The 13,475-nt window shown below is 62.3% G+C and carries 16 protein-coding genes and 1 tRNA gene; 9 read left to right on the top strand and 8 right to left on the bottom strand.

Annotated elements, in window-relative coordinates:
- Nucleotides 1–21 precede the first annotated feature (21 nt).
- The 7 genes from J3456_RS15640 to J3456_RS15610 all read left to right on the top strand — a co-directional run bounded on the left by J3456_RS15640 (nucleotide 22) and on the right by J3456_RS15610 (nucleotide 6,279).
- On the top strand, nucleotides 22–642 hold the full coding sequence (locus J3456_RS15640) for a Rossmann-fold NAD(P)-binding domain-containing protein (protein ID WP_349581051.1): 621 nt from the start codon (nucleotides 22–24) through the stop codon (nucleotides 640–642).
- Nucleotides 643–747: 105 nt separating this feature from the next.
- Nucleotides 748–2,493: an arginine--tRNA ligase gene (gene argS / locus J3456_RS15635; protein ID WP_349581048.1), complete on the top strand. Its 1,746-nt coding sequence runs from the start codon at nucleotides 748–750 to the stop codon at nucleotides 2,491–2,493.
- Nucleotides 2,494–2,572: 79 nt separating this feature from the next.
- A complete protein-coding gene (locus tag J3456_RS15630; RefSeq protein WP_349581046.1) occupies nucleotides 2,573–3,580 on the top strand; it encodes an SPOR domain-containing protein in 1,008 nt (335 codons plus the stop codon).
- The gene (gene nagZ / locus J3456_RS15625; RefSeq protein ID WP_349581045.1) at nucleotides 3,580–4,587 is read left to right on the top strand and encodes a beta-N-acetylhexosaminidase; all 1,008 of its coding nucleotides are present in this window, start codon (nucleotides 3,580–3,582) and stop codon (nucleotides 4,585–4,587) included. The genes J3456_RS15630 and nagZ overlap by 1 nt, the downstream gene beginning before the upstream one ends.
- The gene (locus tag J3456_RS15620; protein ID WP_349581044.1) at nucleotides 4,580–5,374 is read left to right on the top strand and encodes a segregation and condensation protein A; all 795 of its coding nucleotides are present in this window, start codon (nucleotides 4,580–4,582) and stop codon (nucleotides 5,372–5,374) included. Before nagZ ends, J3456_RS15620 begins: the two co-directional genes overlap by 8 nt.
- A gap of 21 nt (nucleotides 5,375–5,395) precedes the next feature.
- Entirely contained in the window at nucleotides 5,396–6,034 is a 639-nt protein-coding gene (gene scpB / locus J3456_RS15615) for an SMC-Scp complex subunit ScpB (RefSeq protein ID WP_502989515.1), read from the top strand.
- 68 nt (nucleotides 6,035–6,102) lie between these two features.
- Nucleotides 6,103–6,279: a hypothetical protein gene (locus J3456_RS15610; protein WP_349581041.1), complete on the top strand. Its 177-nt coding sequence runs from the start codon at nucleotides 6,103–6,105 to the stop codon at nucleotides 6,277–6,279.
- Between the two features lie 11 nt (nucleotides 6,280–6,290).
- Here J3456_RS15610 and J3456_RS15605 read toward each other — a convergent pair whose 3' ends face one another.
- The 8 genes from J3456_RS15605 to J3456_RS15570 form a co-directional block, all read right to left on the bottom strand.
- The gene (locus J3456_RS15605; protein ID WP_120352198.1) at nucleotides 6,291–7,367 is read right to left on the bottom strand and encodes a 2'-deoxycytidine 5'-triphosphate deaminase; all 1,077 of its coding nucleotides are present in this window, start codon (nucleotides 7,365–7,367) and stop codon (nucleotides 6,291–6,293) included.
- Nucleotides 7,368–7,445: 78 nt separating this feature from the next.
- A tRNA-Pro gene (locus J3456_RS15600) sits at nucleotides 7,446–7,522 on the bottom strand.
- Nucleotides 7,523–7,589: 67 nt separating this feature from the next.
- The gene (locus J3456_RS15595; protein WP_349581039.1) at nucleotides 7,590–8,603 is read right to left on the bottom strand and encodes a MerR family transcriptional regulator; all 1,014 of its coding nucleotides are present in this window, start codon (nucleotides 8,601–8,603) and stop codon (nucleotides 7,590–7,592) included.
- A 3-nt stretch (nucleotides 8,604–8,606) separates the two neighbouring features.
- A complete protein-coding gene (ihfA, locus tag J3456_RS15590) occupies nucleotides 8,607–8,909 on the bottom strand; it encodes an integration host factor subunit alpha (RefSeq protein ID WP_067265868.1) in 303 nt (100 codons plus the stop codon).
- 109 nt (nucleotides 8,910–9,018) lie between these two features.
- Nucleotides 9,019–9,990 carry a beta-ketoacyl-ACP synthase III gene (locus tag J3456_RS15585; RefSeq protein WP_067628999.1) on the bottom strand — a complete coding sequence of 324 codons (972 nt, stop codon included), beginning with the start codon at nucleotides 9,988–9,990 and terminating at the stop codon, nucleotides 9,019–9,021.
- Nucleotides 9,987–11,063 (bottom strand): phosphate acyltransferase PlsX, encoded by a 1,077-nt coding sequence (gene plsX, locus J3456_RS15580; RefSeq protein ID WP_259944096.1) that lies wholly within the window; start codon nucleotides 11,061–11,063, stop codon nucleotides 9,987–9,989. The genes J3456_RS15585 and plsX overlap by 4 nt, the downstream gene beginning before the upstream one ends.
- 50 nt (nucleotides 11,064–11,113) lie before the next feature.
- Nucleotides 11,114–11,320 carry a 50S ribosomal protein L32 gene (rpmF, locus tag J3456_RS15575; RefSeq protein ID WP_349581038.1) on the bottom strand — a complete coding sequence of 69 codons (207 nt, stop codon included), beginning with the start codon at nucleotides 11,318–11,320 and terminating at the stop codon, nucleotides 11,114–11,116.
- Between the two features lie 201 nt (nucleotides 11,321–11,521).
- Nucleotides 11,522–12,073 carry a YceD family protein gene (locus J3456_RS15570; protein WP_120350999.1) on the bottom strand — a complete coding sequence of 184 codons (552 nt, stop codon included), beginning with the start codon at nucleotides 12,071–12,073 and terminating at the stop codon, nucleotides 11,522–11,524.
- A 90-nt stretch (nucleotides 12,074–12,163) separates the two neighbouring features.
- Here J3456_RS15570 and J3456_RS15565 point away from each other — a divergent pair, with 90 nt between their 5' ends.
- On the top strand, nucleotides 12,164–12,628 hold the full coding sequence (locus tag J3456_RS15565; protein ID WP_349581036.1) for an outer membrane protein assembly factor BamE: 465 nt from the start codon (nucleotides 12,164–12,166) through the stop codon (nucleotides 12,626–12,628).
- 69 nt (nucleotides 12,629–12,697) lie between these two features.
- The gene (locus tag J3456_RS15560; RefSeq protein ID WP_349581035.1) at nucleotides 12,698–13,420 is read left to right on the top strand and encodes a GNAT family N-acetyltransferase; all 723 of its coding nucleotides are present in this window, start codon (nucleotides 12,698–12,700) and stop codon (nucleotides 13,418–13,420) included.
- Nucleotides 13,421–13,475: the final 55 nt, after the last annotated feature.

Genomic DNA, 13,475 nt, shown 5'->3' with positions numbered 1-13,475 from the left:
GTGATCCATAGGTGACGTGACATGATACAAACCCCCGTTCTGCCGGAAAGCCTTGCCGGTGACGCGACCTTTGCGATCCTTTCGGCGGGTCAAGCGCCGGGCCCAACGGTCGCCAAGCGCGCGGCGAAGTTGGGGGCCGAAGTCGTGGCGATGGACCGTGATCCCGCCGTGCTGGCACGGCTGATGAGCCAGTCGACCGCACGGGTCGAAGGGCTGGCGCTTGCCGGGGATCTGGTCAGCCGGTTCGAGCCGCTTTACCGCAATTGGGGCGGTACGCCGCTGCATTTGGCGCTGAACCTGATGCCGCTTGACCCAGACGATTGCGCCAAGGGGATGGACGCGCAGATCCGGGGTCTGTCTGCCCTGGTGCGGGCCTTGGGCCGTGGCTTGGTGGCCGGGCAGGGGTCTATCGTGACGGTCCTGCCGCGGCCCAGCCAGCCGCTGGCGCTTGCCGGTCATGGGATGATCGGCGCTTTCGAGGCCGTCAATGCCGCGCTCGATAAGGTTTTTGGCGCACGCGGGCTGCATTTCCACCTGATTACGGTGCCCGAGGGACAAGCCGACCTCGCGGCAGACAGCGCGCTGTTCCTGGGGTCCGAGGCTGGCCGACGGCTCCGAAGTGGGCGTTTGGACCTCGGCTGATACCGCCGCTTCAAACGCCATCCCTCACATGGGCCCTCACGGCCTGCCGCTTGATTGACTGCACCCCCGCACATGATAAACGGGCGGGGAACAAGGATACCCGACATGAACCTATTTGCCGAAATTCGCCATCTCATCATTGCGACGCTGGAACAGATGGTCGCGCAGGATGCCCTGCCTGCGACACTGAACTTTGACCCGATCACCGCCGAGCCGCCGCGCGACCCTGCGCACGGCGATATGGCGACCAACGCCGCGATGGTGCTGGCCAAGCCCGCGGGCATGAAGCCGCGCGATATTGCCGAAGCATTGGCCGCCCAGTTGCAAAACGATGCGCGCATCACCTCTGCCGAAGTGGCCGGCCCGGGCTTTATCAACCTGCGCCTTTCGCCTTCGGTCTGGCAGAACGTGGCACGGCAGGTCTTGAACCAAGGCACCGACTTTGGTCGCGCGATCCTTGGCGCGGGTCAGCGGGTGAACGTCGAATATGTCTCGGCCAACCCCACCGGGCCGCTGCATGTGGGCCACACCCGTGGCGCGGTCTTTGGCGATGCGCTGGCGAGCTTGCTGGATTTCGCAGGCTACGACGTGACGCGCGAATATTACATTAACGACGGCGGCGCGCAGGTCGATGTGCTGGCGCGCTCGGTCTACCTGCGCTACCTCGAAGCCAATGGCAAAGAGGTGGCCTTCCCCGATGGCACATACCCCGGCGATTACCTGATCCCGCTGGGCGAGGCGCTGGCCAAGATGTATGGCGACAAGCTGGTTGATCAGCCTGAGAGCGAATGGCTCGATCATATTCGCGACTTTGCGACCGACGCGATGATGAATCTGATCCGTGAGGATCTGGCGGCCCTCGGCGTTGAGATGGATGTCTTCTACAGCGAGAAATCTCTCTACGGCACCGGCCAGATCGAAGCGGCGATTGCCTCGCTCGAAGCCAAAGGGCTGATCTACGAAGGCGTGCTGGAACCACCAAAGGGCAAGAAGCCCGAAGATTGGGAACCGCGCGAACAGACGCTGTTCAAATCCACAGAACACGGCGATGACGTGGATCGCCCGGTTAAGAAATCCGACGGGTCGTGGACCTATTTCGCCCCCGACATCGCCTATCACTACGATAAAGTCAGCCGCGACTTTGACATGCTGATCGACGTCTTTGGCGCGGATCATGGCGGCTACGTCAAACGGATGAAGGCGGCTGTATCGGCATTGAGCGACGGTCATGTGCCGCTCGACATCAAGCTGACGCAGCTGGTGAAACTCTTCAAAAACGGCGAGCCGTTCAAGATGTCCAAACGGGCAGGGACCTTTGTGACCCTGCGCGATGTGGTCGATCAGGTCGGCCCCGATGTGACGCGCTTTGTCATGCTGACGCGCAAGAACGACGCGATGCTCGACTTTGATTTCGACAAGGTCTTGGAGCAAAGCCGCGAGAACCCGGTCTTCTATGTGCAATACGCCCATGCGCGGGTGGCTTCGATCCTGCGCAAGGCGCAAGAGGCCGGGGTCGAGGTTGCCGATGCCACGCTGAGGGATGCGGATCTGACCAAGCTTGACCATGATGCCGAGCTTGGCCTGCTGCGCAAACTGGCCGAATGGCCGCGTCTGGTCGAGACCGCTGCGCGCAGCAATGAACCGCACCGGGTGGCCTTCTACCTCTACGAACTCGCGTCCGATTTCCACAGTCTTTACCACCTTGGCCGCTCAGAAGACGGGCTGCGGGCGTTGCAAGAAGGGGACGCTGCCACGTCGCAGGCAAAAATCGCCCTGTCGCGTGCCGTTGCGATTGTAATTGCGGCGGGGCTTGGTATTCTTGGGGTCACACCGGCGCAAGAGATGCGGTAACCGCACCAGCGCGCCGAAAACAGGCAACCCCATGACCAGACCCGCGTGGCGATGTATCACGCCGGGCAAAGAGGCAGAGATGGCAGATTTCACGTCTTCCCCGACGACGGCGGGCTATGCGCCCGATTCCGCGCATGGCTACGCAGTGGGCAGCGGGCCCAAGACCCTGACAACGCTCACCAATATCGCAGGCGCTGTGGTTTCCTTGGCGCTTGTCGCGGGAATTGGTGTTTGGGGCTACAAGCTGCTGGTGCGTGATGTGACCGGCATCCCGGTGGTCCGCGCCATCGAAGGCGAGATCCGCGTGCGCCCCGAAGAGCCGGGCGGCGAATTGGCCCGCCATCAGGGCCTATCAGTCAATGTTGTTGCCGCCGAAGGCAGCGCCGGTCGCCCCGCAGATCAACTGCGCCTTGCGCCGCGTCAAATGGAATTGCAAGACGAAGACCAGCCCGTTCAGGTGGCGATGGTTGCCGCAAAGACACAGGGCAATGCGACCCCCGCCGTCGCCCACGAGAATGACGCCGACCTGATCGATGCCTCCGCCGCGATCCGCTCTGGCAATGTTCAAGACCTAGTGGCGCAGCTGACCAATGGTGTCGCACCGCTCTCCGGGGCGGGCGCCTCTGGTGATCCGGTCGATGCCGCCGTGGCGATGGCGCTGGCCGATACTTCTGTGCAGCCGAAAGTGGTCAAGGCCGTGTTGAACGCGCCCGGCGTGCGCAACTCCCTGCGTCCGCGCCGCCGCCCGGCAAGCGGTGCCGTGGTGACACCCGCCGCAGTCCAGAGCAATCCGGTCGCAACCGTCGCCCAAGAGGTTGATCCCGCGGCCCTTCCCGCTGGCACCCGGATGGCGCAGCTTGGTGCCTTTGACAGCCCCGAGGTTGCCCGCGAACAATGGGACCGTTTGCAGGGCCGTTTCGGTGCCTATCTCGAAGGTAAGAATCGCGTGGTGCAAAAGGCCACCAGCGGCGGGCGGGTGTTCTATCGCCTGCGTGCCATGGGCTTTGACGACATCGCCGATGCGCGGCGCTTCTGTTCGGCACTTGTGGCCGAAAACGCAGATTGTATCCCGGTGGTGATGCGCTGATGCGCCCCTTCGGGGCCACGATCCTCGACGCGACGGGCCATCAACTCAGCGTCGAGGAAAAAGCGTTCTTTCGTGACGTGCGGCCCTTCGGCTTCATCCTTTTCGCCCGCAACATCGTCAGCCCGGATCAGGTCCGCGCGCTATGTGATGAGATGCGCGAGGCGGCAGGCCATGAGGCGGTGATCACCATCGACCAAGAGGGCGGCCGCGTGCAACGCATGCGCGCCCCGCAGTGGCGCGATTGGGTGCCGCCGATGGAACTGGCTGCGCGCGCCGGGGCACAGGCGACGAAAGCCTTTTACTTGATGTACCGGATCATCGCCTATGAGCTGCACAGCGTCGGGATCGACAGCAACTGCGCGCCACTGATCGATGTGGCGGGGCCCAAGACCCATCCGTTTTTGCGCAACCGGTGCTATGGCGAAACGCCGGGGCAGGTGGCCCAGATTGGCCGCGCCGTTGCCGATGCGCTGCTGGCCGGGGGCGTGCTGCCGGTGATGAAACATATGCCCGGCCATGGCCGCGCGACGCTCGACAGCCATCACAATCTGCCCCGTGTGGATGCCCGCCATATTGATCTGGAGGCCGTGGATTTCGCGCCGTTCCGCAGCCTGCGCGACCTGCCGATGGGCATGACGGCACATCTTGTCTATGAAGCGCTGGACGACACTCCCGCGACCCTGTCGCCCGAGGTGATGCGGATCATCCGCGATGATATCGGCTTTGATAACCTTGTGATGACCGACGATATTTCGATGAAAGCCCTGCAGATGACCCCGGCGGAAAGCACCCGTTCGGCCATTGCGGCGGGCTGTGATGTCGCGCTTTTCTGCAATGGACCGCTGGAAGAACGCCGCGCCGTGGCCGAAGCCGCCGGCGAGATGACTACCGCTGCCCAGACCCGCGCGCTGCGTGCATTGGATGCGCGGCAAACCCCCGATGACGTTGACATCGACGCCCTCAGCGCCCAGCTTGAGACGCTTCTGGGCGGGGCATTGCATGGCTGACACGACATTCGAGGAAGACAGGGACGGGGCCGGCGGCTCCGTGGCCGACCGGCTGGCCGCCGAGGCGTTCATCATTGATGTCGAAGGCTATGAAGGGCCGCTTGACCTGCTGCTGTCGCTGAGCCGGACGCAAAAGCTCGATTTGCGCAAGGTTTCAGTGTTGCAACTGGCACGGCAGTACCTGGCCTTTGTCGAGCGTGCCAAAGAGCTGCGGTTGGAACTGGCGGCGGACTACCTTGTTATGGCCGCATGGCTGGCTTTCTTGAAATCACGCCTTTTGCTGCCGCCGGACCCAACCGAAGAAGGCCCCTCGGGCGAAGAAATGGCCGCGCATCTGGCTTTCCAACTGGAACGCCTGCAAGCGATGCGGGACGCTGCCGCACGCCTGATGGCGCGGGATCAACTGGGCCGGGATTTCTTTGCCCGCGGCCAGACCCAAGAGATCACGACCGTCAAAAAGGTCACCTATACCGCGACGCTGCTGGACCTGATGCAGGGCTATGCGCGCACCCGCACGCGGGAGGATTTCCGCCCCTTTGTGATGGATCGAGACAAGGTCTTTACCATGGAAGAGGCGCTGGAGCGGATGCGCGGGCTGATCGGCTATGCGGGCGATTGGGGTGATCTGAACAGCTACCTGCCCGAGGGCTGGGAAAGCGATCCTGAGCGCCGTCGCTCGGCGACCGCGGCGACCTTTGCGGCCACTCTGCAATTGGTCAAAGAGGGGCATATGGAGATCCGTCAGAAAGAGATTTTCGCCCCCATCCAACTGCGCAAGAAGGATTGATGCGTGTCGGAAGAGATTGAAATGAAAGAAAAGAAACTGTTCGACGCGCCCTCGCTGGCCGAACAGGAGCGTATGATCGAAGCCGTGCTTTTCGCCAGTTCCGAACCAATCACGCTGCGTGAATTGGAACAGCGGCTGCCGCGCGGCTCTGACGTGGGCGAAGCGATGGCCTTTCTGCGCCACCGCTATCAGGGGCGCGGCGTGCAGGTTATGAAAGTCGGCGACGCCTATGCCTTTCGCACCGCGCCGGACCTTGGCTTTTTGATGCATCGGGAAACGGTCGAGACCCGCAAACTCAGCCGCGCCGCGATCGAAACCTTGGCGATCATTGCCTATCACCAGCCAGTCACCCGCGCCGAGATCGAAGAGATTCGCGGCGTGGCCGTGTCACGCGGCACGGTGGATCAACTGCTTGAGATGGAGTGGATCCGCTTTGGCCGCCGTAAGATGACGCCGGGCCGTCCGGTAACCTTTGTGGTCACGCAGGAGTTTCTGGATCACTTCGGTCTGGAAAGCGCGCGGGACCTGCCGGGGCTGAAAGAACTGCGCTCTGCTGGGTTGCTGGAAAACCGCCCGCCCGCCGGTCTGCTGCCCACCGTAGGCGATGGCGAGGACGAGCCGGAAACCACCGAAGGCCAGAGCGAGCTGTTCGAAGATTGATCGGGGCCAGGGCTGACTTACGCCCCCCCGCTACTACATCAGTTCTGCTGATCCAAGGGAGAGGGCTGATGAAACCGATCGCCAATATGGTTCTGCGCCACGTCATGCGCCGCTTGATGTCGCGTGGTACTGGCGTGGGAAAACGGTCTGCGGGCAAAGGCCGCACGCGCGTGGGCACCGCTTTTAATGCGCGCAATGCGCAGCGGGGGATACGCTTGCTGCACCGATTTCTTCGCTCGCGGTAGGCAGCCGTCGGTCAGACGGAGCGGAAATGCTTCGACAGCTTCAAACCCTGACCTTGGTAGTTCGACGCGATGTCAGCGCCGTAAAGCTGGCTGGGGATCTGCGCCATATGCTCATAGACCAAGCGCCCCACGACCTGCCCATGCTCCAGCACAAAGGGCGCCTCGTGACAGCGCACCTCAAGCACCCCGCGTGAGCCTGCGCCACCCGCTTCGGCATGGCCAAAGCCCGGATCGAAGAAGCCCGCGTAATGCACGCGAAACTCTCCGACCATTGCTAAATAGGGTGCCATTTCAGCGGCATAGGCAGGCGGGATCGTCACCGCTTCGCGGCTGACAAGGATATAAAACGCTCCGGGATCAAGGATGATCTGACCGTTGGTGCTGTGCACCTCTTCCCAATAGGCGGCGGGGTCGTAATGGCCGATTTTGTCGAGGTCGATCACCCCGGTATGCGGCTTCGCGCGGTAGCCGACAAGGCTGGTGCCGGGCAGCCGCAGATCGACGGAAAAGCCCAACCCTTCGTCGATCACGGCAGTGCCATCCACCAGCGGTGTGGTGTCATGTAGCGCGCGCAGGGCGTCATCATCGAGCGTCGCATCCCCGCTGCCGAAACGAATTTGGTTAAGCCGCATACCGGGGCGCACGAGCACCGAGAAAGAGCGCGGGCAGATCTCGGCATAGAGCGGGCCGGTATAGCCCGGCGCGATCCGGTCAAATTCGGTGCCGCCGTCGGTGATGGTGCGGGTCAGAAGATCAAGGCGCCCGGTGGAGCTTTTGGCATTCGCGACAGCAGAGACGCCCTCAGGCAAGGCCAGTCGCTCCATCAGCGGCACCACATAGACGCAGCCTTTTTCAAGCACGGCCCCGTCGCTGAGGTCGACGCGGTGCATCTCGAATTCTTCCAAACGATCCGCGACCTTGGCCCCGTGCCCCGCAAGGAAAGACGCGCGCACGCGGTAGGCGACATTGCCCAGCCGCAGGTCAAGACTGGCGGGCTGGATCTGCGCCGAAGTCACCGCCGGGTCTGCGGCGATTGCACCGCTGTCGATCATCGCTGCAATCTGCTGGTTGGGGAGCACCCCGTTCATCGCATTGGGCATCAAACGGGGCCTTTCAGATGACAAACGCCCGCGCGTTACCGGCGCGGGCGTATTGTTGTAGTCGGTTGGTCGGGCTAGCAGGACTCGAACCTGCGACCTTCCGTCCCCCAGACGGACGCGCTACCAGGCTGCGCCATAGCCCGACTACGTGGGCTTCATACCCGATCTCGCAGGGGGCGCAAGAGGGAATTGCCAAACTTTTCATCGCGATTAGTAATTTGTTTCGGTGCCGGGTTCCGCGGCCATCCGCGCGCGCAATTCGGCCAGGTCCAGCAGCAGACCAGCGACCCGAGGTTGCACGTCACGCGGCAGACGGTGGACACGGGCGCCCACGCTCAGCAGCCCCGGGCTGGCGGGGAAATCGGCTTCGGGGGTGAAATCAGGCAGATCGATGATCGCGGGTTTGGGCGTGTCGTCGAGCTCGTCTTCTTGGCGTGGGGCTTCTGCGGTCCCAGGCGCGGGATCGGGCGCCGTGTCGGTTGCCTGTTCAGGTTCGGACGCCAGCGGGCGTTTGAGAAAATCAGGGAGGCTGGCGTTCGTGGAAGGCTCTGGCTCGGATGGTTCCGGCTCGGACAGAATGGGCTCAGCCGGGGCGGGCTCCACCTCCGCTTCAGCGGCAGGTTCATCCAATTGCGGCGCATCTGGCGTGGCGCTGTCAGACGGGGCCAGCGGATCAGGCGTGGCCCTTGGGTGGTCATCGGCGGGCGGCACGGGCGTGCGGCGCGGCACTGTCACAGGCGTCGCCTTCGCTGCGCTTGCGGGCTCTTCGACGGGCAGGGCGTTCTTATCCGGCTCGGCGGCAGGCTCTGCCTCTTCGGCGTCTTCGCCCGAGACATCGGCCTCGGGCGCAGCGTCAGACTTTGCGCCGCCAAAGTTCAGAACCACCCCGGTTTCCGGGCGAATGATGTCAGGTTTGGGGGCGGGCCGAGGCTCCGCAAAATCCAGCTCATCAAGCGGGGCGGAGAGGGAGGACACATGGGTCATCCCTTCCTCGCGGAGGATCTTTTGGACGCCTTTGATCGTCAGCCCGTCATCGTGCAAAAGTTTCTTGATCCCACCCAGCAACAGCATGTCGGCCGGGCGGTAATAGCGCCGCCCGCCAGCCCGTTTGATGGGTTTCACTTGGGTGAACTTACTCTCCCAGAACCGCAGAACATGGGCCTGAATACCGAGCCAGTCAGCGACTTCGGAGATGGTGCGAAAAGCGTCCGGCGATTTGACCATGGGTCAGGACTTGTTGCCTTCGGCAACGCGGTCTTTCATCAAATGCGAGGGGCGGAAGGTCAGCACCCTGCGAGGATTGATCGGAACCTCTTCGCCGGTTTTCGGATTGCGGCCCACACGCGCGGTCTTGTCGCGTACCGAGAAGGTGCCGAAAGAGGAAATCTTGACCTGTTCCCCGTCGACGAGAGCGTCGGACATATGCTCAAGCACTGCTTCGACCAGTTGAGCACTCTCATTACGAGAAAGACCGACTTCACGAAATACAGCTTCGCTTAAATCCATGCGCGTCAATGTCTTGTTCGGCATTATATCCCCCATGCTTTCCAATAGCATATGCTGCTCAGAATTTTAGAGTCAACATCAATGCCCGGATCGAGCACGATTCGGCAGAGATTTTCCACGTTAGCTCAGGGACTTACCAGCGCAGAACAACAGAGCCCCACGCCAGACCGCCGCCAATGGCTTCGGTGACGATCAGATCGCCCTGTTTGATCTGGCCGCGCTCACGGCCCACAGACAGCGCCAGCGGGATCGAGGCCGCCGAGGTGTTGCCGTGGTCCTGTACGGTCACGACCACGCGCTCCATCGGCAGGTTCAATTTCTTTGCGGTGCCTTGGATGATGCGGATGTTGGCCTGATGCGGCACGATCCAATCGACATCTTCGGCGCTGACGCCGGCGCGGTCCATCGCGGTATTGGCGGTGGCGGCAAGTTTCTCGACCGCGTGGCGAAACACTTGGTTGCCCTGCATCCGCAGATAGCCAGTGGTGCCGGTCGAGACGCCGCCATCGACGTAGAGCAGATCGCGGTAGCGTCCGTCAGAATTCAAATCCGTTGCGAGGATGCCCCGGTCGGACGGGCTGTCGCTGCCGTCTTGCGCCTCAAGCAGCAACGCGCCCGCGCCATCGCCAAACAGCACACAGGTCGAGCGGTCAGTCCAATCCATGATCCGGCTAAAGGTCTCGGCTCCGATCACCAGCACATTGCGCGCCTGACCGGATACGATCAACGCATTGGCGTTTGCCAGCGCATAGACGAAGCCAGCGCAGACCGCCTGCACGTCGAAGGCAAAACCACTGGTCATGCCCAATTCGGCCTGCACCATGGTCGCGGCGGAGGGGAAGGTAAGATCAGGCGTGGAGGTGGCCACGACGATCGCATCCACGTCAGAGACATCGCGCCCTGCGTCTTCCAGCGCCTTGCGCGCTGCGGCGCTGGCCATGGTGGAGGTCGTCTCTCCTTCGGCGGCAAAGTGGCGGCGTTCGATGCCCGAGCGCGAGCGGATCCATTCGTCATTGGTGTCGAGGGTCGCTTCAAATTCGGCATTTTCCACGACACGGGCGGGCAGGTAGTGGCCACAACCAGTGACAACGGCGCGCAGGCTCATTTGACGGACTCCTCGGCTGGCAGCGTCGCGGCGACGCGGGCGGCCAGCTTGTCATTGAATTTATTCTGCGACAACTGAGCGGCGAGTTTGATCGCAGCAGAGATGCCGGTCGCATCGGCAGAGCCGTGCGATTTCACCACTGTGCCGTTCAGACCCAGAAAGACGCCACCGTTCACACGGCGCGGGTCGATCTTTTTGCTGAGGCGGCGCAGGGATGTATAGGCCAGCAGCGAGGCCAGCCGCGACAGGGGCGAGTATTTAAACGCCTCGCGCAGGCGGTTGCCGATCATGCTGGCGGTGCCTTCGCCGGTTTTGATCGCGACATTCCCGGTAAAACCGTCTGTCACGATGACATCGGCGCGGTTGCCCGAGATATCACCGCCCTCAACGAAACCGACGAATTCAAACCCGGTTGCATCGCCTTGGGCTCGAATCAGATCATAGGCTTCTTTAAGTTCGGTGCGGCCCTTATGTTCTTCGGTGCCGACGTTCAGCAGGCCGACGCGGGGGCGCTCCAAATCCATGCCGTTGCGGGCATAGGAGGTGCCCATCAGCGCAAAACGCAACAGATCATCGGCGTCGGCGCGCACATCGGCGCCCACGTCAAGCATCACGTTAAACCCCTGCGGGTTGGAAGACGGGTAGAGCACGGCAATCGCAGGGCGATTTACGCCCGGCAATTTACGCAGCCGTATCATCGACATCGCCATCAGCGCGCCGGTATTGCCGCAAGAGACAGCCACGGCCGCCTCTCCGCTGCGCACGGATTCGATGGCAGACCACATGGAGCTGTCTTTGCCGGTACGCACGACTTGGCTCGGCTTGTCGTCCATGGTGACGACATCCGTGGCGTGACGTATCTCGCAACGTCCCGACAATTCGCCACGTTTGGCGATCAAAGGCTCCAGCTGATCACGGGGACCATGAAGGATAAAACCAATGTCGGGATTTGCAGTCGCAGAAAGCGCACACCCGGCAACAACTGCTGCCGGGCCTTCGTCACCCCCCATCGCGTCGACCGAGATCAGGGTGTGTCCGGCTTTCGCGTTGGGGTGATCGGGCTGGGCCGTCATCAGTGCGAATGCCTCACTGCCTTAGAGAAAACCTTGGAAACAAGCGTAGCTTATGCTGCGTCGTCTTCCAGGTCTACTTCTTCGGTCAGGGCGACAACTTCGGTGTCGTCATAGTGACCGCAAGCAGCGCAGATGTGGTGGGGGCGCTTCAGCTCACCGCAGTTCGAACATTCGTTCGGGTTCGCTGCGAACAGCGAATCGTGGGCGCGGCGGTTGTTGCGGCGGGATTTGGATACTTTATTCTGTTGGACAGCCATGTCTGGTGCCTTTGCCTTCGGGGTTGCTGACGTGCATGTGGCAGGCCGCAACCGTGTTTCAATTCGGACCCCGTTTCGGGCGTGACGACGCTTTAGGGCCGCAGCCGCGCAATGTCCAACCTTAATTCGGGTGAGGGCGGCAAAATAACGCGAATTCGCCGCGATGCAAGCGCGAATACCCGCGGTTTTCCGCCTGTTTCTTTAGGTTTCGTCTTTCTTTAGCGCATCGCGCAGGGCGCCCAAGCCCGCGAAGGGCCGCGCGTCTTCGTCGGTCATCGGCTTTTGGCCGGGTTCGGCATGGACCATCTGGCCCAGTTCGACATCGCCCTTGCGAGGGTATTCCGGCACTTCCAGCGCCAGCGCCTCGATCATCACCTGCGCGGGGTCGATCCATTGACCCAGCGGTTCGGTGGTGTCGTCCTCGGGCATTTCGACCTCCTCCTCATCGGGCAGTTCGAAATCATGGACAAAGCGACGGGTGATATTCGCGTCGATGCGCGTGGTGACGGGTTCCAGCGTGACCACGCAGGGCTGCACCACGGTCGCGCCCAGTTTCCCGTCAAGCTGCCAGTCCTGCTTGCCGAGGGGTTTGATGCTCCCTGAAAAGCTCAGTTTGCGCAGCGCGGAGAGGTTCAACTCCTCGGCGATCTGCGCCAGCGCCTCTGCCTCAGGGCGCAGCGCAAAGCCGTTTGGCTCCGTCTGGGACAGGTCAGCGACCCGTAGAGCGGTGGGCGTAGGTGATTTGCGCGACATGAGATCCGACTTTCGTTTCTTGTACACTTGGGGTGCCTTGGTGTATGCGAAATAAAAGCCATAATCCGTCAGGGCAAGAGGGCAGAGCAAATGCGCAAAACGAAACAGACCGGCAAAACGAGTCTCCGGCTCGCAGGTATGGGCCTTGCACTGCTTCTCACAGCCTGCAGCCCGCAGTATGAAAACCACGGTTATGTGCCGCCGCAAGACCAGCTTGAGCAGGTCGTCGTTGGCAGCGATACCAAGGAAAGCGTCGCCCAAAAGATCGGTGTCCCAACCGTTTCAGGTGTTTTGAGCGATGATAGTTACTATTACGTTAAGATGCGCAAACGGGCTCTGGGCTTCATGGCCGCCAAAGAGATCGAGCGTGAAGTGGTGACCGTCAGCTTCAATGAGGCCGGTGTGGTGTCGAATGTCGAACGCTTTGGGCTGGAACGCGGGCAGGTTGTGCCGCTGTCGCGCCGCGTGACGACATCGCCAGTCGCCGACAACACCTTCCTGCGTCAAATTCTGGGCAACCTCGGCCGCTTTAGCCCCTCGGCATTCGGCAGCTAAGTTTCCCCCGGCCTGTCCCGCCGACATTCGGCGGGGCAGGGCTGCGAACAAGCGAAGGCGACCTCGCAGATGACCCATGCGCCCCCGGGCCGATATCTGACGCGCGAAGCCATCACGCCTGCTGACATTACCCGTGCGCAGACGCTTCGGGCGCAGTGTTTTCAGACCGGAACCACCCCAGACAAAGACCCCTTCGACGCGGCTGCACGGCATTTTCTGGTCGAGGACCGCGCCAGCGGTACGCTGATCTGCTGCTTTCGCCTGACGCGGTTTCAGGGCGCGGGGCTTGGCCACAGCTATGCTGCACAATTCTATGACCTGAGCCGCCTGCACGGTATGGAGGGCGCCATGCTGGAACTTGGGCGCTTTTGCATCCATCCAGATTGGCACGACCCCGATATTCAGCGCCTCGCTTGGGGGCAGTTGGCGCGAGAGGTTGACCGCAACGGCGCGGCGCTTCTGTTCGGCTGTTCCTCCTTTGCGGGCACCGATCCAGCCGCCTACCGCGATGCCTTTGCCCTATTGAAACAGCAGCACCTTGCCCCGACACAGTGGCGGCCAGCGGCCAAAGCCGCGGATATCCACGCCTACGCCTGCGACAGCCATACCGCCGATCCCCGGCGCGCGCGCCAGCAGATCCCGCCGCTGCTGCGCAGCTATCTGGCGATGGGGGGATGGGTCAGTGATCACGCTGTGATCGACCGGCAGATGAACACGCTGCACGTTTTTACCGGGCTCGAGATCGCCGCGATCCCGCCCAACCGCGCGCGGCTTTTACGCGCATTGGCCTGACGCAGAAGCGCCTTTGGACATTGACCTTACCCGCGCCGAGAGATAGCTGGCGGGC

The sequence above is a fragment of the Sulfitobacter sp. NFXS29 genome (assembly GCF_040148765.1).
In the GTDB taxonomy this organism is placed as follows: Bacteria; Pseudomonadota; Alphaproteobacteria; order Rhodobacterales; family Rhodobacteraceae; genus Sulfitobacter.
Note: the sequence above shows the minus strand (reverse complement) of the source record. Positions and strands in the feature narration are given on the sequence as shown.